Annotated in this window: 26 protein-coding genes; 11 read left to right on the top strand and 15 right to left on the bottom strand. The window is 36.3% G+C overall.

The window, feature by feature from the left end; genetic code table 11:
* Positions 1 to 191: 191 nt before the first annotated feature.
* On the bottom strand, positions 192 to 1664 hold the full coding sequence (locus H3T55_RS03235; RefSeq protein WP_225533258.1) for a lytic polysaccharide monooxygenase: 1473 nt from the start codon (positions 1662 to 1664) through the stop codon (positions 192 to 194).
* 376 nt (positions 1665 to 2040) lie between these two features.
* Between H3T55_RS03235 and H3T55_RS03230 the strand changes: the two genes are divergently transcribed.
* Together H3T55_RS03230 and H3T55_RS03225 are read left to right on the top strand one after the other, a co-directional pair.
* Positions 2041 to 3504, top strand: a complete 1464-nt coding sequence (locus tag H3T55_RS03230; protein ID WP_225533257.1) for a helix-turn-helix domain-containing protein — start codon at positions 2041 to 2043, stop codon at positions 3502 to 3504.
* A gap of 146 nt (positions 3505 to 3650) precedes the next feature.
* A complete protein-coding gene (locus H3T55_RS03225; protein WP_318652960.1) occupies positions 3651 to 6644 on the top strand; it encodes a sulfatase-like hydrolase/transferase in 2994 nt (997 codons plus the stop codon).
* 63 nt (positions 6645 to 6707) lie between these two features.
* Here the strand turns inward: H3T55_RS03225 and H3T55_RS03220 are convergent, their stop codons facing one another.
* The 6 genes from H3T55_RS03220 to H3T55_RS03195 form a co-directional block, all read right to left on the bottom strand.
* Positions 6708 to 7436, bottom strand: a complete 729-nt coding sequence (locus H3T55_RS03220) for an HIRAN domain-containing protein (RefSeq protein WP_225533256.1) — start codon at positions 7434 to 7436, stop codon at positions 6708 to 6710.
* 6 nt (positions 7437 to 7442) lie between these two features.
* Positions 7443 to 8291 carry a HipA domain-containing protein gene (locus H3T55_RS03215; protein ID WP_225533255.1) on the bottom strand — a complete coding sequence of 283 codons (849 nt, stop codon included), beginning with the start codon at positions 8289 to 8291 and terminating at the stop codon, positions 7443 to 7445.
* Between the two features lie 382 nt (positions 8292 to 8673).
* Entirely contained in the window at positions 8674 to 9432 is a 759-nt protein-coding gene (locus H3T55_RS03210) for a MurR/RpiR family transcriptional regulator (RefSeq protein WP_225533254.1), read from the bottom strand.
* Positions 9433 to 9642: 210 nt separating this feature from the next.
* Positions 9643 to 10206, bottom strand: coding sequence for a DNA-3-methyladenine glycosylase I (locus tag H3T55_RS03205; RefSeq protein ID WP_225533253.1), 564 nt, complete (start codon positions 10204 to 10206; stop codon positions 9643 to 9645).
* A 249-nt stretch (positions 10207 to 10455) separates the two neighbouring features.
* Positions 10456 to 11154, bottom strand: a complete 699-nt coding sequence (locus H3T55_RS03200) for a glucosamine-6-phosphate deaminase (RefSeq protein ID WP_225533252.1) — start codon at positions 11152 to 11154, stop codon at positions 10456 to 10458.
* 154 nt (positions 11155 to 11308) lie between these two features.
* Complete coding sequence (locus tag H3T55_RS03195) at positions 11309 to 12067, bottom strand: C39 family peptidase (protein ID WP_087640593.1); 759 nt, start codon at positions 12065 to 12067, stop codon at positions 11309 to 11311.
* Between the two features lie 244 nt (positions 12068 to 12311).
* On the opposite strand from H3T55_RS03195, the gene H3T55_RS03190 reads away from it, so the two are divergent.
* The 6 genes from H3T55_RS03190 to H3T55_RS03165 all read left to right on the top strand — a co-directional run bounded on the left by H3T55_RS03190 (position 12312) and on the right by H3T55_RS03165 (position 14915).
* A complete protein-coding gene (locus H3T55_RS03190) occupies positions 12312 to 12677 on the top strand; it encodes a hypothetical protein (protein ID WP_087640592.1) in 366 nt (121 codons plus the stop codon).
* A 160-nt stretch (positions 12678 to 12837) separates the two neighbouring features.
* Positions 12838 to 13284, top strand: a complete 447-nt coding sequence (locus H3T55_RS03185; protein ID WP_225533251.1) for a GNAT family N-acetyltransferase — start codon at positions 12838 to 12840, stop codon at positions 13282 to 13284.
* Between the two features lie 17 nt (positions 13285 to 13301).
* Positions 13302 to 13451: a hypothetical protein gene (locus H3T55_RS03180; RefSeq protein WP_225533250.1), complete on the top strand. Its 150-nt coding sequence runs from the start codon at positions 13302 to 13304 to the stop codon at positions 13449 to 13451.
* Positions 13448 to 13684, top strand: coding sequence for an ACT domain-containing protein (locus H3T55_RS03175; protein WP_225533249.1), 237 nt, complete (start codon positions 13448 to 13450; stop codon positions 13682 to 13684). The genes H3T55_RS03180 and H3T55_RS03175 overlap by 4 nt, the downstream gene beginning before the upstream one ends.
* 81 nt (positions 13685 to 13765) lie before the next feature.
* Complete coding sequence (locus H3T55_RS03170; RefSeq protein WP_225533248.1) at positions 13766 to 14500, top strand: class I SAM-dependent methyltransferase; 735 nt, start codon at positions 13766 to 13768, stop codon at positions 14498 to 14500.
* A gap of 19 nt (positions 14501 to 14519) precedes the next feature.
* On the top strand, positions 14520 to 14915 hold the full coding sequence (locus tag H3T55_RS03165) for a DUF1622 domain-containing protein (RefSeq protein WP_087640588.1): 396 nt from the start codon (positions 14520 to 14522) through the stop codon (positions 14913 to 14915).
* 52 nt (positions 14916 to 14967) lie between these two features.
* Here H3T55_RS03165 and H3T55_RS03160 read toward each other — a convergent pair whose 3' ends face one another.
* Genes H3T55_RS03160 through H3T55_RS03150 form a run of 3 tightly spaced genes read right to left on the bottom strand, consistent with a single transcriptional unit; the run spans position 14968 to position 17954 of the window.
* Positions 14968 to 15213, bottom strand: a complete 246-nt coding sequence (locus H3T55_RS03160) for a hypothetical protein (protein WP_225533247.1) — start codon at positions 15211 to 15213, stop codon at positions 14968 to 14970.
* Positions 15214 to 15234: 21 nt separating this feature from the next.
* A complete protein-coding gene (locus H3T55_RS03155) occupies positions 15235 to 16548 on the bottom strand; it encodes a PTS sugar transporter subunit IIC (RefSeq protein WP_225533703.1) in 1314 nt (437 codons plus the stop codon).
* 23 nt (positions 16549 to 16571) lie between these two features.
* Positions 16572 to 17954 (bottom strand): glycoside hydrolase family 1 protein, encoded by a 1383-nt coding sequence (locus H3T55_RS03150; RefSeq protein WP_225533246.1) that lies wholly within the window; start codon positions 17952 to 17954, stop codon positions 16572 to 16574.
* A gap of 198 nt (positions 17955 to 18152) precedes the next feature.
* Here H3T55_RS03150 and H3T55_RS03145 point away from each other — a divergent pair, with 198 nt between their 5' ends.
* Positions 18153 to 18920 (top strand): MurR/RpiR family transcriptional regulator, encoded by a 768-nt coding sequence (locus H3T55_RS03145; protein ID WP_225533245.1) that lies wholly within the window; start codon positions 18153 to 18155, stop codon positions 18918 to 18920.
* A gap of 50 nt (positions 18921 to 18970) precedes the next feature.
* Here the strand turns inward: H3T55_RS03145 and H3T55_RS03140 are convergent, their stop codons facing one another.
* Positions 18971 to 19753, bottom strand: a complete 783-nt coding sequence (locus tag H3T55_RS03140; RefSeq protein ID WP_087640584.1) for a hypothetical protein — start codon at positions 19751 to 19753, stop codon at positions 18971 to 18973.
* Positions 19754 to 20019: 266 nt separating this feature from the next.
* Here H3T55_RS03140 and H3T55_RS03135 point away from each other — a divergent pair, with 266 nt between their 5' ends.
* On the top strand, positions 20020 to 20757 hold the full coding sequence (locus tag H3T55_RS03135) for a class A sortase (RefSeq protein ID WP_225533244.1): 738 nt from the start codon (positions 20020 to 20022) through the stop codon (positions 20755 to 20757).
* 50 nt (positions 20758 to 20807) lie between these two features.
* Here the strand turns inward: H3T55_RS03135 and H3T55_RS03130 are convergent, their stop codons facing one another.
* The 4 genes from H3T55_RS03130 to H3T55_RS03115 all read right to left on the bottom strand — a co-directional run bounded on the left by H3T55_RS03130 (position 20808) and on the right by H3T55_RS03115 (position 24091).
* Positions 20808 to 21029 (bottom strand): hypothetical protein, encoded by a 222-nt coding sequence (locus tag H3T55_RS03130; protein WP_225533243.1) that lies wholly within the window; start codon positions 21027 to 21029, stop codon positions 20808 to 20810.
* 123 nt (positions 21030 to 21152) lie between these two features.
* Complete coding sequence (locus H3T55_RS03125) at positions 21153 to 21614, bottom strand: low molecular weight protein-tyrosine-phosphatase (protein WP_225533242.1); 462 nt, start codon at positions 21612 to 21614, stop codon at positions 21153 to 21155.
* Between the two features lie 98 nt (positions 21615 to 21712).
* Positions 21713 to 23407, bottom strand: a complete 1695-nt coding sequence (locus H3T55_RS03120) for an oleate hydratase (RefSeq protein WP_225533241.1) — start codon at positions 23405 to 23407, stop codon at positions 21713 to 21715.
* A 108-nt stretch (positions 23408 to 23515) separates the two neighbouring features.
* Positions 23516 to 24091 (bottom strand): TetR/AcrR family transcriptional regulator, encoded by a 576-nt coding sequence (locus H3T55_RS03115; protein ID WP_087640579.1) that lies wholly within the window; start codon positions 24089 to 24091, stop codon positions 23516 to 23518.
* A gap of 287 nt (positions 24092 to 24378) precedes the next feature.
* Between H3T55_RS03115 and H3T55_RS03110 the strand changes: the two genes are divergently transcribed.
* Positions 24379 to 25683, top strand: coding sequence for a hypothetical protein (locus H3T55_RS03110; protein ID WP_225533240.1), 1305 nt, complete (start codon positions 24379 to 24381; stop codon positions 25681 to 25683).
* The last annotated feature ends 112 nt before the right edge of the window (positions 25684 to 25795 follow it).

Raw genomic sequence — 25795 nt, 5'->3', positions numbered from 1 at the left:
ATGAGACAAAGGTCGTTTAAATTCGGGTAATACAAAAACCAAACAATACGCTTTTGTACCACTTGGCTTTTGCGAAATCTCCGAAGAAACTGACTTTTGCCTACCGTTTATTAAGAAGTAGAGTCCAGACCAAAACTATTTTCTAGTTTTGGTCTGGACTCTTTTAAGTTAATTATGCTCAATGATTTAGATTATACAAGTTCCCACACAGAAGACGCTCCTGGTTGGTCACCTTTTGTCCAATGTTTCGCTTGATACGTTTTCCCTTGGAAGGTTACTTTTGAACCGCCATCATAAGCTTTATTTATATTCCATTCTGCAACTTGGTTCGGAAGGAGCTTCCACACATCTGATTGATCTGGCTGATTTCCTTTCGTCCACCATTTTGCTTCATATTCTAAACCTTCATAAAACACGCGATCTCCAGTATCATAGGTTTTATCTGCTTCCCATGTCGTGATTTGACCACTAACCTCTTTAGTTGTTACAGAAAATGCTGCACTTTCTTCTGACACATTCCCGCCAAGACTGATTGCTTTAACTGTATATGTGTATGTTGTTTCAGCTTTCAACCCTGTATCTTTGAAACGAGTTGCTGTTGTTGTCGCTACTTTTTTGCCATCACGATATACATCATATTCTTTAACACCCAAAAAGTGTGCAGATTTTGTCCACATCAAATCGACTGAATTTGCCGTTGTTCCCATTGAATGAAGATTTGTCGGTGCCGTTGGTTTTTCCTTATCTTCTACTGCTGATGATTGCGTAGTTACTTTCACTGCTGCACTTTTCTCAGAGACTTTTCCATTTGTACCTACAGCTTCCACTTGATACGAGTACGTTGTATTCTCCGCTAAATTTGAATCATTAAATTGTGTGCCGCCGACTGTACCAACTTTTTTACCATCACGGTAAACATTGTACTCTTTTACATTGGATACAGTATCCCACGTTAGCTTCACAGTGGAAACTGTCACTTCTGATGTTTTTATATTCGTTGGCTTCGCAGGTGCTTCTTCTATAGGTGGCGTCGTTCCCTCTGAGCTCAAGTTTAAATCGATCACATTATAAAATGCATTAGGAGTATCCGCTACATCCCAAACAGCTAATACAACGTGGTATCCTGTATGATCGCTTGGAATCATCACTTGATGAGATTTGTTATTTGTTGCAGTCGATCCGTCATGCTTGATTTCACCGATCAACTCCATATCTTCTCTCGCTAATGGTTTTTCTGGGTTCCAACCGTTTTTAGTGATATAGTAATGCCACTTTGATGTAGAATGTGGTGCTGTATATTTCCAAGTAAATGTATTTACACCTGTTTTTGCTTCTTGTTTTTTCCAACGATCGACACCAGTACTATCTAGCACATAATCTCCTATCTGACCAAGTCCTCCATCCGCTGATGCTATACGTCCATCAGCAGGTCCTTGTTGCGGAAATCCTTTAAGCGCTTCTAACGATTGTGGATTTGTGATCACGTTCCCGTACTTATTAAACGCCTCAGTCCATCCCAATGTATTACGATCTAATACCCCCTGATAACCTCGACTTACCGGGCTTTCAACATATCCATGTGCATCTGCTTCAGCAGCAAACAACACACTCGCCCCACCTAAAGCAACTGCTGCTATCATTGTCCATCTTGTTAACTTGTTCATAATTTTCCTCCATTCATTTTTTTGCCATCAATTGGCTCATTCCTAGTGTAAAGACTCTGAGTCAAACAAAAAGGTCATTTAAGGAAAAAAAAAGACAGATTTGACCTTTTTTTAGTTTTTTATATCCAAGTATGGCTTTCCACATAGATCAGAAATTAAATAACGTTTTTTATTTTAAAAAAGGATCATATTTTTCTCTTAAAAATAAAAAAATGAACCAATATTTAAACAATTATTTCAATAATAAGTTGTTTAAATCCAAATACTATCTAGACAAATTGGTATATTTAGAGTTAAAATAATATTATAATGAAATTTAGTTCAAAGCATGATGAACAAATATAAAAAAACAAAAAAATAAGAAAGTGATGATATCATGAAGGCTATTTTTTCCTCTCGAACCAGACGCCAATTAGAACTATTAGAACTCCTAGCAGACGCGGATTGGCTCACTTTTCCAAGAGCCTCCGAAATCTTGAATGTTCCTGTAAAAACCCTCAAATCAGATATTATTGAACTAGAAGCGCTCTTAACACCAACAACCATTGAAACCTCAAAAAAATACGGACTACGTCTAGCGACGAATCTTGACTTCTGTATATCAAGCATTTATCAGAAATTCTTAAAAAACAGTATTGAATTTCAACTGATCGAAAAAATCTTTTTACATAATTTTTCTACTATTATCGATTTGGCTGACGACCTGTACATCAGTATTTCGACGATCAAACGAATTGTTCAACGGGTCAACCAGCAGCTTCAATTAGAAGGCTTTACGATCAATTTGAAGAAAATGCAGTTAATTGGCGACCCACATAGCATATGTAATTTTATGCACTGTTACTTTCAAGAACGATACGGTGTAGCAGAAGAACTTTTGACGGCTACTCAGCTTGCTTCTTTAGACCAAGTTGGTTTACAAATCGTTAAACAAGCTCTTCCCGACCGTAAATCTTACAGAATGTACTTCTCTTTGTTGAATCGTTTGCGGCTTTATACATATACAGTGATCAATCTTTTAAAATACAACAACGAAAATCAGTTCTATGATGTTCCTAAAAAGGCGTTTTCGATCCTCGAGGATACACATGCCTGTAATGAATTTTTTGCCCAGTTTCAATTATCTTTGACTCCTAAAACTCTGAACACATTTTTCTTCTTGTTCTTTAGTAATGACTATGTGGATTCTCTTGAATCTGCAAAGAAGTTGATCAAAAGCGATCATCAAGAACGGCTTAAATATCAAAAAATCATCCATTTAATTCGTGAAATCGAACGCAGGATGGACTGTGAGTGTCATAATTTCGAAGCTATTTTTCTACAACTTTATAATTTGGATTGCATGACTCATGGACGGACATATATCCTATACGATCGTAATAAAGAGTTCTTTCTAGGCGTTAAAAATCTATATGGACATTTATCGACAGAAATTATCCATTCACTGCAAGCAATCTTCTATTCAAATCCTTACAAAGAATACATGGTTTATGAATCTATTTCGATGCTATTTACTTATTGGCCAAATTTGTTAGATCGACTAGAAGCCTCGACACCAACATTAAATGCCTGCCTTTTATTTGATATCAGTATGGAGTATATGCAGATGCTGTCCGAGCGAATCACCTATTATTTAAGAGGCCGTTTCTCCTGCACACCAATTCGTGTGACGACACTTGCGGATGTTGAAAAATCTTTATCCGACTATGATTGTGTCATTACAAACATTCCCGAAATTCATACTGATACCGTACCGATAGTGATGATTCCTTTGATTCCTGACGCCCAAAGTTTTGACAAACTAATGCTGGTCTATGAGGAACATTTCAAAAATAGTTGATCTCTTTTATCTATCTTTCCAATACTTTTTATATGTGTATTTTATTGTAAAAGCACATATTCTACGGTACTATAGATTGAGATCGATGATACAAGTTCTTCGTTTGGAACTTGTATCATTAAACATGTATATGGCAGGTGTGTATTTTGACAGAAACAAAATCTAGAAATTATGATGTCTTACCTATTTTAGCGGCTTGTCTTTTGATTATCTTACAGCGGGTGTTGCTCTCTGCAGTTGAGATACCTCAATACGCAACAAATCCTGGACGTTTTTATATTTATTCATTTATGAAAGTCATTGCAGGAGCAGGCTTAAATCTGATCCCTTTATATATAGGGTATCATTACCAAAAAATTTACCGAAAGAATGTGTTTAGCTATTTAAGTCGATTCTTTCTACTCTATCTCTTTATCGGATTATGCAGCAATGTCTTTTTTTATATTCGTTCTTCTGCATTGAACCTGCATGATTACTGGTTAGGACTCTTTCCGATCAGCCAAAACTACTTTATCTATGCTGTTTCTTGTGTACTATTGTTTTGCAGCATCCCATGGTTGGTCAAATGGCTGGAACAAGTTTCACCTAAGTTATTGAAGAACCTCTTTTTTGCTTTAACATTGCTGCTCGTCATTTTCCCAACCTTATTTAGTAAAGATTTATGGGGATTTCAAGAGGGGCAAAATATTATCTGGATTTTCTACCTATTCTTTTTAGGTTATATAATCAAACAGTTCAGCTGGATCAGTAAATTAAAATTTAGCTTTTTGCATCTTGTTTTGAGTGTAATAATCCTTGGTGGATTGATTCTACTGATGACGCAAATTTCATTGATTGTCAGAGGAGATGCCTCTACTGCTAATCGTTTTTCTGTCCCGTATTCTTTGTTTTCTATGTACTATACGCTCAGTCTGTTCACCTTCTTGCAATGGCTGTCACAAAAAATGGCTTTACGAGTAAAAGGACCTATTCTTTCCACAAGTTTGATTACTACGATCGTTCTTGCCTATTGGCCATTGATCAGCTATCGAGTAACCACTTACGAAAAGAAATCATTCCCAACTTCCGGCAAAGCTTGGCTTTTGAATATTTTTGAGTTTGCAGGAATTTATATACTCGCAGCTATTCTATTTACTTTAGTATGTCTCTTGCTGCAGAAAACATGGCCTTTCAAAAAAATAAATAATTATTTAGCCTTTAATTCCTTGTCTGAACTATCTCAAAAACTCCATGCTGTAAAAGAATGGATCTATAAAAAAAGAGCAATTTTCTATGTCGGTATTTTCTTTTACTTCTTTACCTTCATACAGATCTTCTTACTAGAGAAAAAAGAGGGCTGGAAGCAAACCATCCAAGTTGCGCTTAAGGTATTTGCTCAGCGTCAGTCTATTTTAGTTTTGACTACGTTTATTATTATGGCTTTCTTCTTATTATTATTATTACTTACAAACCGTTTTTGGTATGTTTTTTCGATTACATTAGTTATCGATTTACTACTCACCGTTTCCAGCGTACTGAAAGTCACACTTAGAGAAGAACCTGTTTTTCCTTCTGACTTAAAAATGCTGAATAGTATTTCTGAATTATTGGCGATGGTCAGTCCAATATTGATAGTAGCTGGGATTATTATCGTGATTTTCTTAACCATTTCCAGCATTATTATCCAACGAAAATTACAACATCGCTATGCCCTTAAATTTAATTGGAAGAAAAGAGTCGTTGGAATTCTGACGTTGCTTGTTTTACTTTCTGGTGTCTTTTTTATTAATCACAAAAATTCACCTTCTTATCTTCTTTTCAACCTGTTTAGAGTGAATAAGACATTCTTTAACCAAGGAGATGCTGTAAGAGAAAACGGACCGATCATTCAGTTTTTGAACAATATAGATATTGAGATCATGCCAGAGCCAGAAGGGTATTCTAAAGAAAAAATCGAAGAGATCATGAAGAAATATGATGCAGAAGCAGAAAATATCAACAAAACAAGGCATGACTGGTTGAACAACCAAACACTGATTTTGAATTTGAGCGAGAGCTTCAGTGATCCTTCACGATTACCTAATGTCACTGTTTCAGGTAATCCGATTCCTGAAATTTCACAGATCAAAAAGGACACTACGAGTGGCCTGATGCTGTCGTCTGGCTACGGCGGCGGTACAGCAAATATCGAATGGCAAGGCTTGACCGGTTTGGACATAAGCAGTTTATCGCCAACATTAGTTACACCTTATACCCAGCTTGTCGATAGCCAACAGATCAGTCCAAATATCACAAATCTATTCGATGAAAAAATCGCGATCCACCCTTTTACCGCTTCTTTATATAAACGAAAAGAAGTATTTGAAAAATTTGGTTTTGAACAATTTTACTACGTTGACAGTCCTGACAAATTGACTTATACAGATAAAATCGCTAGAAATAGATATATTTCAGATGAGTCTGCTTATAAAGAAACACTCAAAGCATTACAAAGTAATACTGAAACCACTCAGTTTATTCAGCTTTCAACAATGCAAAATCATATGCCTTATGGTGATTTTTACGATCAAAATGACTTCAGCTTTGAGGGAACTGCTGTAATTGACAGTAAAAAACACGAATTAGTAACATTCATGCAGGGTCTGAATTACACAGATAAAGCTGTCAAAGAATTTATAGAAGAACTAGATAAAATTCAAAAACCAATCACATTTGTCTTTTATGGCGATCATTTGCCTCCTCTATACAGTGGAAATGACATGAAAAAATATGGTTTGGAGCATCATGAAACAGATTACTTTATCTACAGTAATGCTTATAGTCGTGAACAGATGCAGAAGCTAAATAAAAAAGTTGTTTCTCCAAATAACTTCTCTGCTTTAGCATTCGAACAAGCAAATATCAAAGTCACACCGTTTTATGCGTTACTAACACAAGTTGCAAACGATCTTCCAGCAGCAACGATCGATCCTGTATCAAGTGTTTCAAATCGCTATAACGGCAAACAAATTTTTGTCACTGATAAAAATAAGATGATTTCTGAAAATGAATTGACCAAAGCACAGAAAGAGATTTTAGCTGATTATAATTATATCCAATATGACCTAACTGCTGGTGAACAATATTCAGCGACATGGGCGCAACAAAAAGTCAAAAAATAAAATAGGTCTAAGAGATAACTTTTGGTTTTCTCTTAGACCTATTAACTTTTATTGATATCGTTTTTATAGACATGTAAAACAATGTTCTACATTTACTTTATGATTGCTTTCACTCAACTCAATTGTTACTTCCATCAGCATTCTAAATCTAGAAGCCTCTTGACTATCAAAAGTAACTTTTCCAAGCACAATTTCTTCGTTATTTTCTAGTGCTTGTTTAATAAATGGCGAGTAAAATGCTGGAACATAACCAATTCGCTTGTCGTTACAAATAACTTCCACAGCACAACCGTCATACTCGTTTTTTTTATCTACCCTAAAATTTAATCGTGCTCCTTTCGGCAACTCAAAGTCTGTATTAGTATAATGTCTCAGCCCACGAACATAAAAATCAAATGCCAGATGTTTGCCATCCTTGCTTCGTTCGACCGGTTTGACAAACTCATAATTATCTCCAGCTAGCTTTCCACCTGTTAGTACAAAAAGTTCATAAGCGTCATCTGAATTTTCGAATCCTAAACGACTATATTTCTCTTTAATATCAGCTCTTTTGAAATTAGGCAATCTTCTAGAAAATGTATTAAACAAACGATTCGCTCGATATTTTTCTTTCAAATCAGGAAAAGCAGGGTGTAGTTGATATCCATTATCTAAAGCCTCTTGCACACCTCTTCTTTGCTGTCTTATTTCATAGTAAAATAAATAATCATTTGCGGTAAATTCTAAATTCCCCACATGATACCATTGTCTAGTAGAAGTATTTTGCCACAGTAAACATAACTTTTTATTCATATTTTTCTACCTCTTTTCTAAAATCCAGGTTTCTAAAGTATTTATTCTATGCAAAATTAATTGTGTAACCAATTCTTTTCTCTTCGAGCAAAGATAGTTTTCGTCAACAGAGTCAACTATATTATATATCTTATCATAACTTTTTACAGAAAACCTGTCAAAATTCTTCTTCAATAAAGAATCATCTATTTTCTTTAAATAACAAATCAACTCGTTGATTTTCACTTTTTTATTAGTTCCAATTGAGAATAACGTTCTTGCTTTTGTTGTATATTTTTTAAATTTTTCTTCTAACTTCAAATATTCTTCTAAATCATCGTACCGTAGTAAACAACCTAAAGAGGGACTATTATCATACAAAGGTGCAAATAAAGTAACTGGCGCTAAAGGACTACTACTTTGTAATATTCCCCAATTTTCACAATGCCTATCTTGGTTAGCAATGATACTATCAAACAAGCACATATTAAAAAAATCTTCCATCAAATTCAATTCCTCTACAATCTCAATACAAGAATCTAATTGATAATGAAAAAGATTTTCTGGATCAAACTCCGGATTCCTCTTTTCAAAATAATCACTTATCTCAGAAAATTGAACTTTGTCGCTATCAACAAAATTTTTAGACAAGATTCCTTCCACTCCATTACGAATTGCTACATTAGTTTCCGGTATGTTTAGATCAAAAAGTTCAATTCCTATTTTGTAAGCTAAATGTTCAGCATAAAGTTCTCCACGATCTTTTGGTTCTTTAAATAGATATAGGTGATTCTCACTCTTAAGCCACTGCTTCTTTCTAGACCCAGAAGCATCGGTGTCATCCTCTAACCAATTTGAAACATCTACTATCTCCAATGGTTTTCTCCCCCTAATCACTTTACAACTCTATTAACAATCATATCAATAAAAAATTAATATTTCTACTCTAAGAATGATAAAAAAAACAGAAAGAATTAAATGGTTACCTAATAAAAATAAAAGATTGAAGCAAAATTAACTTTGTAAAGATGAACACATTTCCAGAATCGTAACGTTCATAAAAGTAACACCGATTCTCTTAATGGTCTCACACTCAGTAAAATCGATATATGTAATAACAAATTTCTCCTAAACTACTCCACTTTTAATTTCATCTCTCGTTTCCGATTTTACTATCATCAAGGCCATAATATGCCTTATAAGATGAAAAATCTTGTTAAATAAAACATCTCGAATAAAAATACCTATTGAATATTTTTTATTCAATAGGTATTTTTATGACTAATTTTTCATAAATCAATGTGCTCATTACATACAGCATCAACCGAGATCGAATTTTCTTGCGGTTGTTAGGGCTGCTATACATCGGTACTGAATACGTACTTAATGATTTCAACTGGTTAGCGGATATATTGGTCACAGCAATAACCTTAGTTCCGTTACTTTCCGCTCGCATCATGATCTCATTGATCTCACTTACTTCTCCACTCAGTGAGAAAACAACAACAACATCCTGATCTGTACTAATTTGCGGTATGCGTTCAATTGAAAATTTATCTGAATAATCATTCGTCCACAAATCAATCAATTTTAACTTACGATTAAACTCAGAAGCCACTTGTGAACTGGAACCTGTTCCGACACAAAAGATTCTACGTGATTGAAGCAGGCAATCACAAATCAAATCTAGTTCTTTTTCATCGACAAGTTCTAATGTTGTTAGCATATCTTTCTTTATTCCTTCCAAAATTTGAAGAAAATCAGCCTCTATAGGAAGCTTATCTTTTTCTTCCTTCATTAAACGTACAAATGCATACTTTAATTCATTAAAAGTCGCATAATTCAGCTTTTTACACGCCCGAATGACTGTTGCATTTGATACATACAGTTTATCTTTGATATCTTTCAATTTCAGATTTCCGATGTCTTCAAATTTTAGGATAAAGTCAATAACCTCTTGTTCAGCCTCTGATAGTTTTTCATAGTTGGCATTAATCTCTTTGTATATGTCTGTCACCTTGTCCAAATCCCTCCTTATTCAAACAATGCTCTTTAAGTGACGCTACCAACCAACACCAAAAAAGGCGACCTAACATAATAACTATCTACAATCCATCCATTTAAGCTTATCTTATTTAAAAAAAAGTACAAGAGGTCGTTTCTATTTTTTGCATTGTTTTTATAAAAATGGGATCGAAACTCGCCAATCGATTTTCAGAAAATAAAATCAATGTTTAACATTCTTAAAACAGCCCTGCAAATGATCATCTACAATTCCTGTAGCCTGTAAAAAAGCATAGACCGTTGTCGTCCCTAAAAATTTGAATCCTAATTTCTTTAAATCTTTGCTGATTCTATCTGACAATTCAGTCGTAGCCGGAACATCCTTGATATCTTTCCAGTTGTTTCGAATCGGTTGATCTTCCACATATGACCAAATAAATCGATCAAAGCTGCCATAGTCTTTTTGAATGCGCATAAATGCTTGTGCATTATTGATCGCCGCAGCAATTTTAAGCTTATTTCTGATGATCCCAGGATCCTGCAATAAGGAGTCGATTTTCTCTTGTTGGTATTCAGCGATTTTTTCATAATCAAATTGATCGAAAGCTTGCGCCATCGTCGCTCTCTTTTTCAAAATCGTCGACCAGCTCAAACCTGCCTGCATACTTTCTAAAACTAACATCTCAAAAAGCTTACGATCGTCATGTTCTGCTGTTCCCCACTCTTCATCATGATATTTTTCTTCCAGTTCACTACCATTTGCCCAGTCACAACGCTTTTTTCCCATAGACTTTCCCACCTTTTTTCGTTTATACTAGAATAACACGGGAACGTACGTTTGTGAACGACGTAAAAAAAGAGGCGTGAAAAAAAGTGTTCAGTCTATTTCCAAAACCCTCAAATCTTAGTGCTTTAGCACTTAGAATTCGACGTAATCGGATGGTAGCGTAGTAACTGCTTTTTTTCGCGCCAGTTATTCAAGTGTAGAAAGCGAAATAAAACTGGTTCTTAGTTCTTTTCGCTCTCTTTCTAGGATTTATTTATCTAATTGACTTGCTGCTTCCTCATCAAGAATCACTGTCAAGTTCGGATGTAGCTGTAATACAGATGCCGGATATTCTTCTGTTACTGGCCCTTGAAGAACTTTTTTGACCATTTCTGCTTTTTTCGCGCCATTGACGATCAAAATCAAATGCTTCACTTTTAATACACTGACAGGACCCATTGTGACAAATTCCATACCTTTAATCATTTCGCCTGGAACAAACCACGGCTCATCACCAGTCACTTTTACTTTGTAGGTTAAATTCTCAAAGCTTGTAGTCGTAGGCATATTGCCACAGAAATGCCCATCTGCGCCTAAACCGATCATCATCGCATCTAAACCGCCATCTAATGCTAAACGCTTGTCTTGTTCTGCATAATTTTCTACTGTCAAAGGATGAATGTTTTCTTCACTGATATTTGCAGGTGTGAAATATAATTTTCTCAAATCTGAAATAGTGATACCTTCCGCCTGATCAGGTACAGGAATTTCATCAAAATTATAGTAGTGAACATTCGCATAATCTGGTGAATTTTTCACGATCTCCACCATTCTTTTATATACGCCAACAGGTGTATTCCCTGCTGTAATTGATAAATTGACACGTTTATCCTGGCTCATATGGCCAAGTAAAATATTTTTCGTTGTTTCACTCATTGCTTCAAAGTCTTTTTCAATAATAATTTTCATTCGGTTCACTCCGTTTCCTTTTTATATCTTTATTGTACTTTGTGGGAACCATCCCATGTCAATGATTTTCCACAAATTAAAAAAACGCTTTCTTTTCATTGGGAATAAGCAGAACAGGGAATTACTTCAATCACATTCCCTGTTCTGCTATAAATTATTTATAAATCACCCAAAAATTCAACGCCTCATTCAATAGCTCATCTGCAGTGAATTCTTTTGTAGAGTGTCCTTTTTCCTCTGTATCGTTAGGATCATTGACCCAAAACTTACCATTATTCGTTCCGCTGAGCACCATGATATGGCCTGTTTCTGTAAATAAGCCGGGTTTGACTGAAATGATCACTGGATGGTTTTGTTTTAGATGTTCTTCGACGGCTGTTATATCTGTTTCCAAGTCTTGAAACTGGTAGCCTTTGACCATAGCAAAATCAGAAAAAGCTGCCCAAGCCGTTCCTTCACCTTCTAAATAATAATCATTTTTTGACCAGTTCAGGATGTCTTGCGGTGTCTGGTCCTTTTGATCTAGATAAGTAGCCACCATTGCTAAAGATAAGATTGCGCAGCCATTGATTTCTAACGTATCGCCATCTGGATTACCTATTCCGTAGGGTGTCGCTTTCCAGCGATCATCGGTTTGCAGTAACAGCTTGATCGGCATACGGTTAGCATATTTCCCTTGGGTTAGATTTTCATTGACTTGTTCTACATAAGTCAATTTTTTTTCTTTTTTTGGCTCTTTTTTACTTTCACTTGTTTCGGTCGGTTTCACTTCTTCTTTCGGCTTCTCATTAAACACCGCTGAAAAGCCATGTCCTTCTTCCATTGGTGCTACCTTTGCTAAAAGTGCTCCCGCAAAAGCGGTCACGGTAAGTAATGCTATTATATAGGTATTTGACTTCTTAGTTGGTTTCATGGATATCTCCCTCTTTTAAGCTGAAAGTCTTTCTCATTTCTAAGTACTTTCAAAAGCAGATCACGAAAGAGTGATCTGTACTCCTTATATTACTGAATCTAACGAAAAAATCAAGTAGCAATCCTTTTTAGAAAAATGAAAGCGAACATATTTTCTTGAAATTTTTACATTTATTAGGTAGAATAGTACTATCTGAACGATCAGTGTCTGATAAACGCAGTAAATTCGTAAAGGAGGAAGAAGAATGGATAATGACCACAAATCAACAATGAAAAGCATTTCAAAATTGATCAGCCAATCTTCCCAAAGTTTCTTTTCGGCATTTTTAGACGACGCTAAAGATAAACAACATAAAAATAAAGAGCGTGAAGAAATTCTTAAGAAATTACAAATTGCTTCTGCTCAAAAGAGCTTAGTTGTTTTACAATTAAAAGAAGTGCCGACTTCCCAAAAATTCGAAACAGTTGCCGGATGGATCGTCTCTAAAACGATTGGAGACTCAATCATGTTACGATTACAAGAAGATAATCAGCAAATACGGATGATCACTGTTGCCCACATAAAAAAAGTAAGTACCTTGTCAAAAAATGACAATCGCCAAATAAAATAAAGTAAACTGCTGGCAAAGCACTAGTCGTTGCCAGCAGTTTTATTTTTTTCAAACAATCGTCAGAAAATCACTACAAAAAAATAGTAAACAGGCTATACTATAGATAGAATACATTTTCATCAGTTGTCGCTTATCGCTTAACGAAGTAGGAGGAATAGTCATGTACCTTACCCTGTATAATGAGTCACACAAATCACTCATTGCTAATTACTGTTTGTCTGAACGAAAACTTCGCTATGTCCGAGAACCTCAAATAGCAGTCAATGATTCGCAGCGCTTCTCTGTTTTAGCCTTTGAAGATGGACTTTTGGTAAATTTTTTCACTTTGCATCGCTGTTCTGATGAGCCATACGATACAAACTGTTTGGTCGTAGAAGATATCTCAACAGATTACCGCCATCTACAGAAAGGACACGCAACCAGAGCGCTTCAATTACTTCCTGAATTTGTTAAAGAGCATTTCCCAGAAGTTACTCACTTAATACTGCTAATAACTGAAGATAAAAATTTTACACGCTCCCTATGTAAATATGCGGGCTTTGAAGATACAGGAAACCCCTCAATACCAATCGGTGATGGCCAGGTTTCTTTCCAAACATCAATTTAGTTCAAAGGAGAAAATACATGCACCTTACACTAATAGACTCAGTCGATTTTTCGATCATTCAATTTCCAGCAACTTATAACATCCAAAATCTTTCCATGAGCTACAAACCTTTAAAAGCGTCACGTATACAGATGATGAATGCTCGATCATCGCACCAACGGATTTGATCGATACAACCAATGCATTAGCTATCGATCCCGGATGGTTCATTATCCAAATCACTGGCGTTTTAGATTTTTCTTTAGTGGGTATTCTCACACAATTAGCCAACCCTTTAGCAGAAAATAACATCTCTATTTTCGCCTTATCAACCTATAATACAGATTATCTATTGATCAAAAATAAAGACAAAGAGCAAGCGATCAAAGTCTTAAGCACTTGTGGTCATTCTTTTAGCTAACGCTCTTTAATGGGTATTCACTTAAAAATCTGATAGAATAAAATGTATAGTAAAAAACACTGGTCTAAAGGAGGCTTCGTGATGAAAAATGAGTACGATAATCCGACTTTTTTTGAAGCTTATAGTCAAATGGATCGATCGAGGAAAGGTCTGGAAGGTGCAGGAGAATGGCACGAACTTAAAAAATTATTGCCTAATTTTTCTGGAAAAACCGTTTTAGATCTGGGCTGCGGGTATGGTTGGCACTGTCGCTATGCCGTTGACCAAGGGGCAGAAAAAGTCATTGGGATCGACCTTTCTGAAAAAATGATCAATAAAGCGAAAGAAATGACAACTTCTCCAAAAATCACTTATCAGCTGATGGGGATGGAAGAAATCGAAGGATTGAATGAACACTTTGATATTATCATTAGTTCATTAGCACTCCATTATGTTCGATCTTTTGATGACATCGCAAAAAAAGTGAATCAGTGTTTAAATCCAGATGGAAACTTTATTTTTTCTGCTGAACACCCAATATTCACTGCTCAAGGAGCAGAGGACTGGATCTATGATCAAAATGGGCAGCCAATTTATTGGCCGGTAGACCGTTACTTTGATGAAAGTATTCGTGAAACAACTTTTTTAGGCGAAACGGTCATGAAATACCATAAAACATTGACCACCTATTTAGATGGTTTACTGACAAATGGCTTTCGAATCACTCGAGTCGTTGAGCCAATGCCAGCACCTGAAATGCTGGAAGCCAGTGCAGATATGAGAAATGAACTACGCAGACCGATGATGTTATTAGTCTCTGCACAAAAAATAACGTGAGAATAAGGAGGATCGTTGAATGCACGATTTAGCACAAACAATCATGAATGATTTGATCCCTTTTTTTGATCTGTTTATTTTAGCGTTGAATGTCTTCTCGATCGCTATTTTAGTGTGGGGGGTTATCGTTGCCGGCATCGACTTCGTTAAAAGTGAACGCACAAATAGAAACCGAATCGTCATGACACGCCAAAATAATTTCATCAAAAGTTTTTTAGGCAGCTATATCTTATTAAGCTTGGAGATACTGATTGCTGCAGATATCATCGAATCGATCATTAAGCCCACCTTTCAAGATATTTTAAAATTGGCGATTTTAGTCGTCATTCGAACAGTGATTTCTTACTTCCTGCATAAAGAAATCGAAGATGCCTTGAAAGATAAAGAAGTAGAAATAGAATCAGCAAAAAAGTGAGTCAATGAGTAGAACGACTAGTATCGTTCGAAAAGATCGACTCACTTTTTTACTATTTTTTGATTTTTCGAACAGCCAATTGGCTCAGGTACTTACTTTGTAAAATCGTTGCTGCCACTAAGGTCATCACAATAACCGGAATCAAGCTACCTAACCACGTACTGATTATTATCGCTGCACCTATAGTCAAAAGAGTCACAAAAATCACATGGCGTAATCTTTTTTGCAATACCCACTGATTTTCTTTTAGCCAATAATGTGTAGCAAAAATAATTCCACCATAGATCATATAAAGCATCTTGTCCACTCCTTTTTTAGCTTACGCATCAGCGCTTTCAACTGCCGCTTCCTGCGACTCTTGTTCTACTTGAATCTTTTCGAACATTTTAAAGAAAGGATAGTAAATCGCTAACGATACTGCAAAACAAACGAATACCATTACACAAGCTACCCAATTCCAGTTAGAGGTGATTAGTGCTCCTAGTGGGGCCGGTATTGAAAATGGCGGCTTGACCATCATTTTTGGCATCCACCCTAAAGCGGTCACTATATAGACTAAAATCGTATTCACGATTGGCACTAAAATAAATGGGATCGCTAACAAAGGATTCATCACGATCGGTGTTCCGAAGATCACTGGTTCATTGATATTAAAGATTCCAGGTAGAATCGACAATTTGCCTAATTGCTTCAAATAGGTTGATTTAGAAAATAGAAATAAACATACTAATGCTAGTGTTGCACCTGTTCCACCCATTTGAGCGTACCATTGATAAAATTGCTCTGTGAAAATATTAGGTAGATGAAAGGCGCTGGTCCCATTTTGAAACAATTCAGCATTTTCTAAAATTGCCTGATCCCAAAATGGGCGGATAATTGGTCCTAAAACGGCATGCCCGTGGATACCTAAGACCCAAAATAGACAAATCATAAATTGAGTGATGATCCCGCCAAACAAATTATTTCCAGTCAAGAAAACCTTTAGGGGGGAAATTGCTAGACTGAGCAGATCATTCAAATTAAAATCAAAGAAATGTCTAGGAATCCAAAAAATCAGAATCACTAATAGTGTAGGCAATAAGGCTGCAAAAGACTCTCCAACGACTGGTGGAACTCCCTCCGGCATTTTTATTTCCAAGTTCTTTTCTTTAGTAAAGCGATAAATCTCAACAGAGATCAGTGCGGCAACGATCGCTCCAAACAGTCCCTGCGAACCTAATGGCGTGATCGGAATATAACGGCCGCCAGCAACCGCATTGCCGGCAATATCCACTCCTTCTTGAAGATTGATCGGCACAACCATCAGTAATGTAGCCAGCATGGAAAGAAATCCACTAGTGATCTTGTCTAAATTGTACGTATTGCCCAAAAAAGAGCCGATCGTAAACGCTGCATACAAAGACATCAACCCCACCGTAAATCGAAATGGAATATCCAGCGCTGTCAAATACGGAGCGATCAATTCTGAATAGCCTGGAATCGGTAAATTCAGCAGTATTGTAAAAAATGATCCAACGATCGTTAATGGTAAAATCGAAATCAATCCATTTCGAATCGCCTGTAGATGCCGCTGGTTACCGATCGCATTCGCGATCGGCAGTAACTTCATTGCTAAACTATCAAACATCTTCATCATAAAAATCTGTCTTCCTTTCTTTAATCAAACCCATTTTCCTTCACCATTTCTTTAAACCACAACCCAGATTTCTTCACCGTCTTTTCTCCTGTCGCTAAATCCAAGCGATAAAAACCATATCGATTTTTATAAGCATTGCCCCATGACCAGCAATCCACAAACGTCCACATATGATAACCAAGACAATTGCTTCCTTCTTTCATCGCTTTGTTCAAATACCTCAAATGTTCCTTCAAAAAATCGATACGGTATTGATCTTGAACGATCCCTTCTGCGATGAATGCTTCTTCTCCTTCGATCCCGATCCCATTTTCAGAAACAAACCAATCGATGTTGTCATATTCTGTCTGAATTTTTTTAGCAATATCATAAATTCCTTTTGGATAAATCTCGATCCCTCGTGACGTATTCATTCGTCTGCCCGGCATCACATATTCGTCAAAGAACCATTCAGGTGAAAAAACACCCTGCGGATTCGGTAAACATTCTTTGGCTTTGACTCTACGAGGTCGATAGTAATTGATGCCTAATAAGTCGATTTTCGTTTCACTGATCAGCGCTATGTCTTCCTCCGTAACTTCCGGTAATTGATCATATTCTACTAGCACTTCTTTTAGTTTCTCTGGGTACTTTCCTTTTAAAATCGCATCATTCACACTTTTCGTATAGAAAAGGTCTGCCATCTCTGCTGCATACAGATCTGCCGGATTTTGGCTTCTTGGATACACTGGGATCACATCCATGATGATACCGATTTTCCCCTCCTGTTTTGATTCACGATAGACGTTAACTGCTTCACAATGAGCCACGATAATATGGTGTAAAACCGTTGCCGCACGTTTGAAATCAACAACATATGGATAATGACGATCATGAAGATACCCTGCTTCAGCCGGAATCATTGGCTCATTAAACGTAAACCAGTATTTCACTCGATCCCCAAATAATTCAAAACAAGTTTTCGCATAGTTTTTATATGCGGTGATCACTTCTCTATTTTCAAATCCGCCGATTTTCTGTAATTCCATCGGCATATCAAAGTGGTACAAATTGATAAATGGTTCAACACCTTTTTCAATCAGTGTATCGATCATATCATTGTAAAATGCTACTGCTTTAGGATTCACGTCTCCAATGCCATCTGGGATCAAACGTGACCAGGAAATCGAGGTCCGGAAAGAGTTAAAAGAAATATCCTGCATTCTTTGAATGTCTTCTCTATAATCCCGATAAAAATACGAGGTATTTTCTGTCGTTACACCTTCATAAAATCGATGATTATACTTTTTAGAAGCATAATCCCAAATGTTTTCTCCTTTTCCATCTCCTGCTTGTCTGCCTTCCGCTTGTGTTGCACTTGATGCAGCTCCCCAAAAGAAGCTTTTTGGAAATTCTATGTTCATCCACCTTATCCTCCAATATTGATTTTTTGTTAGCTAAAACGCTTTTTATTCTGCTTGCAGATTGCGCTTTCACAATCTATAATTGGAGTATAGCATTGATTATAATGTTTGTTATACGCTTTCATTCCTTTGTGATAATTGACGGCTTTTGTCACTTCTCACAATTTTGTCACAGTCTGTAACTACAAGGAGGCCACTATGCTTTTTTTAGATTATATCCCTGATTTGAATCCTTTAGAATATGAAATTTACCACTATATCGCCAACAATTTAAAGACTGTCACTTACATGCGTATCAGAGATTTAGCTACTGAAACACATACCAGTACTGCAAGTATTTTACGCTTTTGTCATAAATTTGAGTGTAATGGTTTCTCTGAATTCAAAGTCAAACTACATTTATATTATGAATCGATCAATCAGGCTCAAATTGCTGATGTCGATGAAACTCAGCATATCCACTTCTTAGAACGTGTCAATGAGCCTTTCCTTGATCATAAAATTGAACAAGCTGTCACACTTTTATCAGATAAAGGGTTAGTCCTTTTTCTCGGTTCCGGTTCATCTGAACCGATTGCCGCTTATGGTTCTCTTTATTTCACTAATTTGTCTCAAACAGCCTTACGAATCGAGGATCCTTCTAACTACCCAATTGAATGGTTTCCTGATGATATCCTTGAACGAACATGTGTGATCGCCCTATCCGTCACAGGTGAAACGAAAGAAATCATCCACTACATCAAACGTCTGAATACAAAAAAATGCCCGATCATTTCCATCACCAACAGCGACAGCTCAACGATCAGTAGAATGTCCGATTTGAACATTCCTTATACGATCAATCGGGAGACGATCTACAAAACAAGTGATAACCATGACAAAACGATCGAGCTGACTTCTCAATTACCTGCCCTTTTCTTGATCGAAAAAATTGCTAAACGTCTGAGATTACAAAAAAACATCTAAAAAAACACTGATAAGAGAGCAACTACGGCTTTCTTATCAGTGTTTCTAAATTATGCTTGTTTTGGGAATCCAGAAAATTCAAAATCATCTTCATGAATCAAACGCCACGAGCGTTTGGCTGTATTATAAATCAAAATAGCGATCACAGGTTCATTGCGGTAAGCAAAGTTTTTCGTTTTCCACAATGAATCTTCTACAACATGGATGGGAATGTGATACTCCTTACCTTTGATGTCCATTTGATCGAAGCAAAAGACCACACCTTCTTGTAGAATCGTCTTCATTTCTTTTAGGATATCGACATCCAATTTCTCAACTGGAATCCCTCTCTTAAAGAATGTTTTACGATCATTGACTTTTTCTAAAATCACTCGAGTGATTTTATCCGCTAAGATTCGATAAAACTCATCGATATAGCGATAATAAATACGTGTCATATGATCAACAAATTCAAAAAACACAAAATTATTTTGTAATTTATAAAAAAATGGTGAATGAAGACTTGTCTTCATATGACCAAAATAGAGCAGTTCTGAGATTTCTAATGGTGTTAGCTCTTTCAGCATCGTGACATCTGAAAAATCGATCCACTTGATTTCCTCGTTCATTTTTCTGCGGTGAGTGGTTGAAAAATACTGATTTACATTCTCTTCACCGCGAATGATCTTCAAACCACTATGCATATCATACTCTCCTTCTTCTGCAGATGGATTCAGCAAAAGAAGATTTTTCGGGTGATGAACGATCGAATGCGTAAAATCTGCATGTGTGATTCCTTTTGATAAAACTGCATTACTGGTCATGTCGATATGTACATAAATCAATTCTACCATTCGTTCGATCCCCCTATCATTTTTCGTTACTTCCATTCTACAATATTTCTGTAATAAAAGCTTGTGTCTTTTATTTTAAGTTTCAGTTACAAAGAGTTAAAAACGTTCCATCTAGCGCAGTCTATATAAGCTATTTTTCTCATTGCTTAAAAGTCGTTCATTTTTTTAACGACCCTTTTTAAAAACGAACTTTTAGAAAAAAATAAAGTTTTTAAGCTAGGGTTTCAAATCAACTTATGATACACTTATAAAAAAGGAGGGAGCTTATGGCCTCAAGAAAAAAAGTACCTAAAAAGAAAAAATCCAGAAAACGAAATTGGCTGCTCAATATATTTTTATTCCTATTGTTGATCGTTGGTTTAGCTTTAGTCTTCAACACACAAATTAGAAATCTGCTGATCCAGCAAAATGGAAAAGCGTATGCTGTAGAAAAACTAACGCCTGAAGATATCGAAAAAAATAATAAAAAAGATGTTTCCTTTGACTTTGAAGCTGTTGAATCGCTTAGTACAGAAGCTGTCATCAAAGCTCAATTTGGAAACCGAAATTTACCTGTGATCGGAGCAGTAGCGCTTCCTGATGTGAAAATCAACTTACCGATTTTCAGAGGACTAGACAATGTTGTGCTATTGACCGGTGCTGGTACAATGAAACCGGATCAGGAGATGGGTAAAGGCAACTATGCGCTTGCCAGTCATCGTGTGCAAGATATGGTTTCGCTATTTTCACCATTAGAATATTCAAAACCAGGTGAGCTGATCTACACTACGGACTTGAATAACGTATATACGTATAAAATCAATTATGTAGAAAAGATCGATCCTTCACGCGTGGAGTTGATCGATGATGTTCCCGGCAAGAAAATGATCACGCTGATTACTTGCGGTGACATGTATGCGACAACTCGAATCGCAGTCCAAGGTGAACTGGAGTCTGTGACTCCGATCGATAAAGCGACGAAAGAAATGACGGATGCTTTCCAAATGGAACAAATGACATTATAAAATAAAAAAAGACTGAAACAAAAAATGATCGATTTTTTGTTTCAGTCTTTTTATGAATGACTTGTCTTTCTGATTCGAATATAGCCATAACGGATGGTCGATAAAACTAAAACGATCGGATATAGAAATAGTGTCACTGCCAGCCATTCTGTAGTAAACACAGATAAAAAAGCGACATGATACGTAACAGCGTAAATCAAGGGCAGTACAATCGCCAATAAAATATAATACAAGCTCGTCTCAAATACAACTGTTTTATATGAGCCTTTCATCTTCTATTTCCTCCAATCTTTTTAATGATCATTTTACGTTGTTGCTCTACTTTTCTATTGTAAAATATTCATAAAAAAGATACATCCACCTTTAGTCTGAGATTTTGATTTCTTTTCTATTTTTTATTCTTTAACCAAATGAGTTAACCAAGCATCTGTTCCTTGATCGACTAATGTATAGGTTTGATCAAAATCACCAGTATAATAAGGATCTGGAACATCCATCTTCTCTTTACCGGCTACAACTTCCATAAATAAATGAATCTTCTCTTCTGTTCCATAAGGTGCGACCCGTTTTAAATCCGCTACATTTTCTGTATCCATTCCAATAAGAAGGTCAAACTCAAAAAAATCCAGTTCTTTGATTTGTGTTGCTTTTATTCCACTAAAAGAAATCCCCTGCCTTTTTAAGATTTCTTGTGTACCTTGATGTGGTAGGTTGCCTACTTCCCAGCGACTAGTCGCAGCCGAAGAAACCTGTACCTGATTTTCTAACCTGTGCTTTTTGACTTTCTCTCTAAATACAGCTTCTGCCATAGGTGATCGGCAAATATTTCCTAAGCAGACAAATAGTACTTTTTTCATCCTATCCCTCCTCATTTTATTATAGTAACATAGCTAGTCTTCTATATTAAAATAACTGGGATATAACTTTACGCGTTGTATCCCAGTCACTTTCATTACTATCTAAACATCGTTTGTGCCGCTTTTGCCAAAACCTTAGGATCACGGTTATAAGGTGTCACTGGTACGATCTCTTTATCAATATCAAACAGTGTGTATACCGCAATTCGCGCTGCTCGAACAGAGTATTCTTCTGTAAAGACCATATCTTTTGGTATCTCAACAAATTGACTGACCATCGCAAAATTTGTGCTGTTTTCAGGTACGACAGCTGGACGATCACTCATTTTTCGCGGTTGGAATTGGGCATCAATATAAGGCATATATGCTGGAATCACATTGACGATGTCTTGTTTGATTTCTTCCCAATCTGACTGCCAGCCCATTTGACAGATCCATTCATACAAGATTTCTTCTCCTGTACAGTCACGCATTGGTTTTTTCACATAATCACCGATCTTATCCGTATAGATGCCGTAGCCCCAGAAAATCGTGGTATCCGGATTTTGATTTTTGAAGTGCGGCTGAGCTGCCACAACAGTACTTAACAACCAGCTTGAATCTTTTAAGGTCATCAATGCACCCGAACCTGGAATATTACCGGAGAATTCTTCAATACGTTTTAATAACTTGTCACCTTTACACGTCACGGTAAAGCTTTCCCAATTGGTTTCTTTTTCATTACCGAAAAACGGTTCAGGATTTCCTAATCCAGCTTTTTTCTTCGCAATATTACGCCAAAGTCTTGCTGAACGTGACTCTTCTGTCACTTCCGGCGCCGGATGACTCCAGTCTCCTTCGGTAGAGCTGTCTGTCATTGTACCGTTGGTCATGATGACCACATCTTCTTCATTTAATTCGATCGTTTCACCATTGCCCAGTTTTAATGCAGTCACGGTAATATCGGAACCTGGTTTAAATTCTAGATCCACAACATCCTCATTTAGTGTAAAGTCAACCCCATGTTTTTCTAGATAAGCTTTCAAAGGTAGGATCACGCTATCATATTGGTTGAGCGGTGTACGAGTAACACCTTCCAACGTATCGATTCGAGAAAATTCTAAGATCATTCGATTCATATAGCGGCGCAACTCAAAGGCACTGCTCCATTTTTGGAATGCAAAGGTTGTTTGCCACATATACCAGAAATTCGTTTCAAAGAAATGAGGGCCAAACCATTCTTCAATCGTCACACCATCCAACTTTTCTTCAGGAGTTGCCAATAATTTAGACATAGCCAAACGGTCTTCATTGTCAAAGCCCATAGTATGGGCATCAAGAATTTCTTGCTCTTTTGTAACCAAACGTGCTTGTGCATGTGTTGGGTGTAAGTGGTCAAAATTCAATATTTCTTCTGTCACACTGTGGTTAGGCCAATCCAATGAAGGAATAGTACTAAATAGCTCCCAGAAATTTTCATAGGTTTCTTCATTCAGCATGCGACCACCACGAGCAACAAAACCTTTTTCATTTGTACCTATACCATCATTGCTACCACCAAGAATTTTCATTCCTTCGATCACATGGATATTTTTACCGTTAAAATTTGCATCACGAAGTAAGTAAGCTGCTGCTGCCATCGTCGCAATACCGCCACCGATGAGATAGACTTGCTTATCACCATAATAACGGCTATTGATTTCTTCTTCCACTTCTGAAAGTTTTGCTGTTTTTTTATCGACGGATGCTTTTTTGGCAAGAACGGCTGCACCTAACACACCCGCAGTAACTAATCCAATATGTCTTTTCTTCATGAAAATCCCTCCGATTCATTTTATGAGCCTAGCGTACAATGATTCATTAGAAAAGTCTTGTGATAGCCTTTCCATTCCGTCAGCTTTTTAGACACTCTAGTCGATTTGTCATAATAGTTCGTTTTCTTGTGCATAAAGACGGTAAGAGAAAAATTCTGTATCTTTTGCTAATCGAAAGAGCTGTGTTGCAATCTCTAACGGGGACTCTTTATAACCACCTAAGATCCAGTCGATCAGTACTCCGCTACAGCCATATGAAAAGAAACGAGCATAAAAGACTTTATCTTCTGGAAGCAGCTGCTTTTCTTTATCCATCTGTTCAAATAAATGAATAAATAATTTGTTTGTGATCTCAGAAAAACAAGTTCTTAAAATTTCAGAATCAGAATTGACTGTATTATAGTAAAAATCATTTTTTTCTTGGATCGCTTTAAGCATTTTTAAGGCTTGCTCTTCCCAATTGTCGATACTTGTGTCTGGTGAATCCAAATAGATCAATGCATCATGGGTGTAAATCCAGCGTAGTAGGTCGTTTTTATCTGTAAAATGATAATAAAATGTTTGGCGGTTTAAGCCGACTTCTTTCGTAATGTCTTGTACACTGATCTTGCTAAATAATTTTCTACCGCATAAGTCGATCAATGCAGACGAAATCGCTTTTTTGGTAATCTGTGCTTCGCTCATCGTTTTGTCCTCACTTTTTTTTAGATACACTCATCATACCAAAGAATGACAGAAAAATATAAAGTTGCAGTACCCTTTTAACAATTGTTAATGGTTCTTTAGCGCTACATATATTCCATTTATAAAATATATATGATTTTTAAAAGAACGAAAAGACATTTTTTTATCAAAAAGTTCTATCCACTGGAAAATAAGAGGAAAAAATGACCTCTTCCGTCATGTTATATTCAATGTACTGCTAGTGTTATTTATATAATTAGCAGAAAAAAATAATAAGGATGGGTAAAATGATTAGTTACAAAAAAATATTAGGTGGATCACTTGTCGCTTTAGGTTTGGGTCTTTTTGCTGGTCAATCTGCTGATGCCGCTTCGATTTTGACTGAGAGTACAGATTTAAAAGGATACGCTGCAACGATCACTACACAAAATGATGGAACAAACATATTAACGACAAAAAAAGGTGAATACGTGTTAAATGAAAATGCGAAAATTTACAGTTCATCATCAATCATCATTACTTTAAACAATACAAAGCCTGTAAACGTGAATTCAATCAATGCAAAACACACATTAGAATTGCGTGGAAATGGTGAAATGAACGTAGATACGACAGATGATGTCGCTATCAATGTAGGAACGCATTTCAGAGCTTTCAAAACAACTAAATATGGTAAAGGGAAAGTTACTGCCTCTGCTTCAAAAATTGGATTGAAAGTAGAAAATGAAATCCAAATGGAAGGCGGTTCTGTTGAAGCCTCTGGTTCAGAGTACGGTGTTTACAGTAACAATGATATCAAACCTTACTATGATGCTGTTCTTAAAGGTGTAAGTAGCAATGGTACAGGAATTTACGCGTACCGTGATATCTATGCATGGAAAGGTGCTACAGTTATCGGTGAAGGGAAAGTTGCCGGAGCTCGTTCAATCATTGCACATATCCAAGCAGAAGATGCAGGAAGCTCAATCACAGGTATTTCTCACGATATCAATAGTTCTTTATCTGCTTTACATGCAGACAAACAAATGCTGCGCGCATATAATGGAGCTGTTGTTCGTGAAGAATACGTAAAACCAGATTTCAAAATTTCTGATGAAGATCCACTGAATTTAACTCAAAACTATACAACAGTGGCTCGTAACATGACAAATATGGCTAACTACAACTGGTCTTCAACACCAGAAAGCGTTTATTTAGCTAATGGTGGACTATTAGGTGACGTAACAAAACCATTTAAAGACGGTACTGTTATTGGTACTCGGACAAACGCTGCAACTGCTGTAGGTAAAAACGAAGTAACACAATTGAAGAAAAATGGTACACATGAAGTTGTATTCTCAGGAACATCTTCTCACTATATCGTTCCTGTTGTTACTAGACATTATGTGGATAGTGAACTAAATGGCAACTATGAATTATACAAAGAAGAAATTCATTATGTTGAAGTTGGTTCTTTAGTAACAGTAGATGATTTCCAACTTGATTTTTCTTGGACTGAAAGCACATATGAAGGTGCCGATAAAGCAGATTTTATCGCAGTAAAAGACGGTACTCCTCTAGAAATCAACTATAAATATTTAGCAGAACTATAATTTCTTTAATCAATAAAAAAAACGGGCAGGAAATCACGTAAAAGATTTTCTGTCCGTTTTTCCTATCCAAATTTTTAACCCTCTATTGCTTCTTTTCACAGTTCATTACTTT

The organism is Enterococcus sp. S22(2020), from assembly GCF_020295385.1.
In the GTDB taxonomy this organism is placed as follows: domain Bacteria; phylum Bacillota; class Bacilli; order Lactobacillales; family Enterococcaceae; genus Enterococcus_L; species Enterococcus_L dunnyi.
The sequence above is the reverse complement of the archived record's forward strand: the minus strand, read 5'-3'. Positions and strand labels throughout refer to the sequence as shown.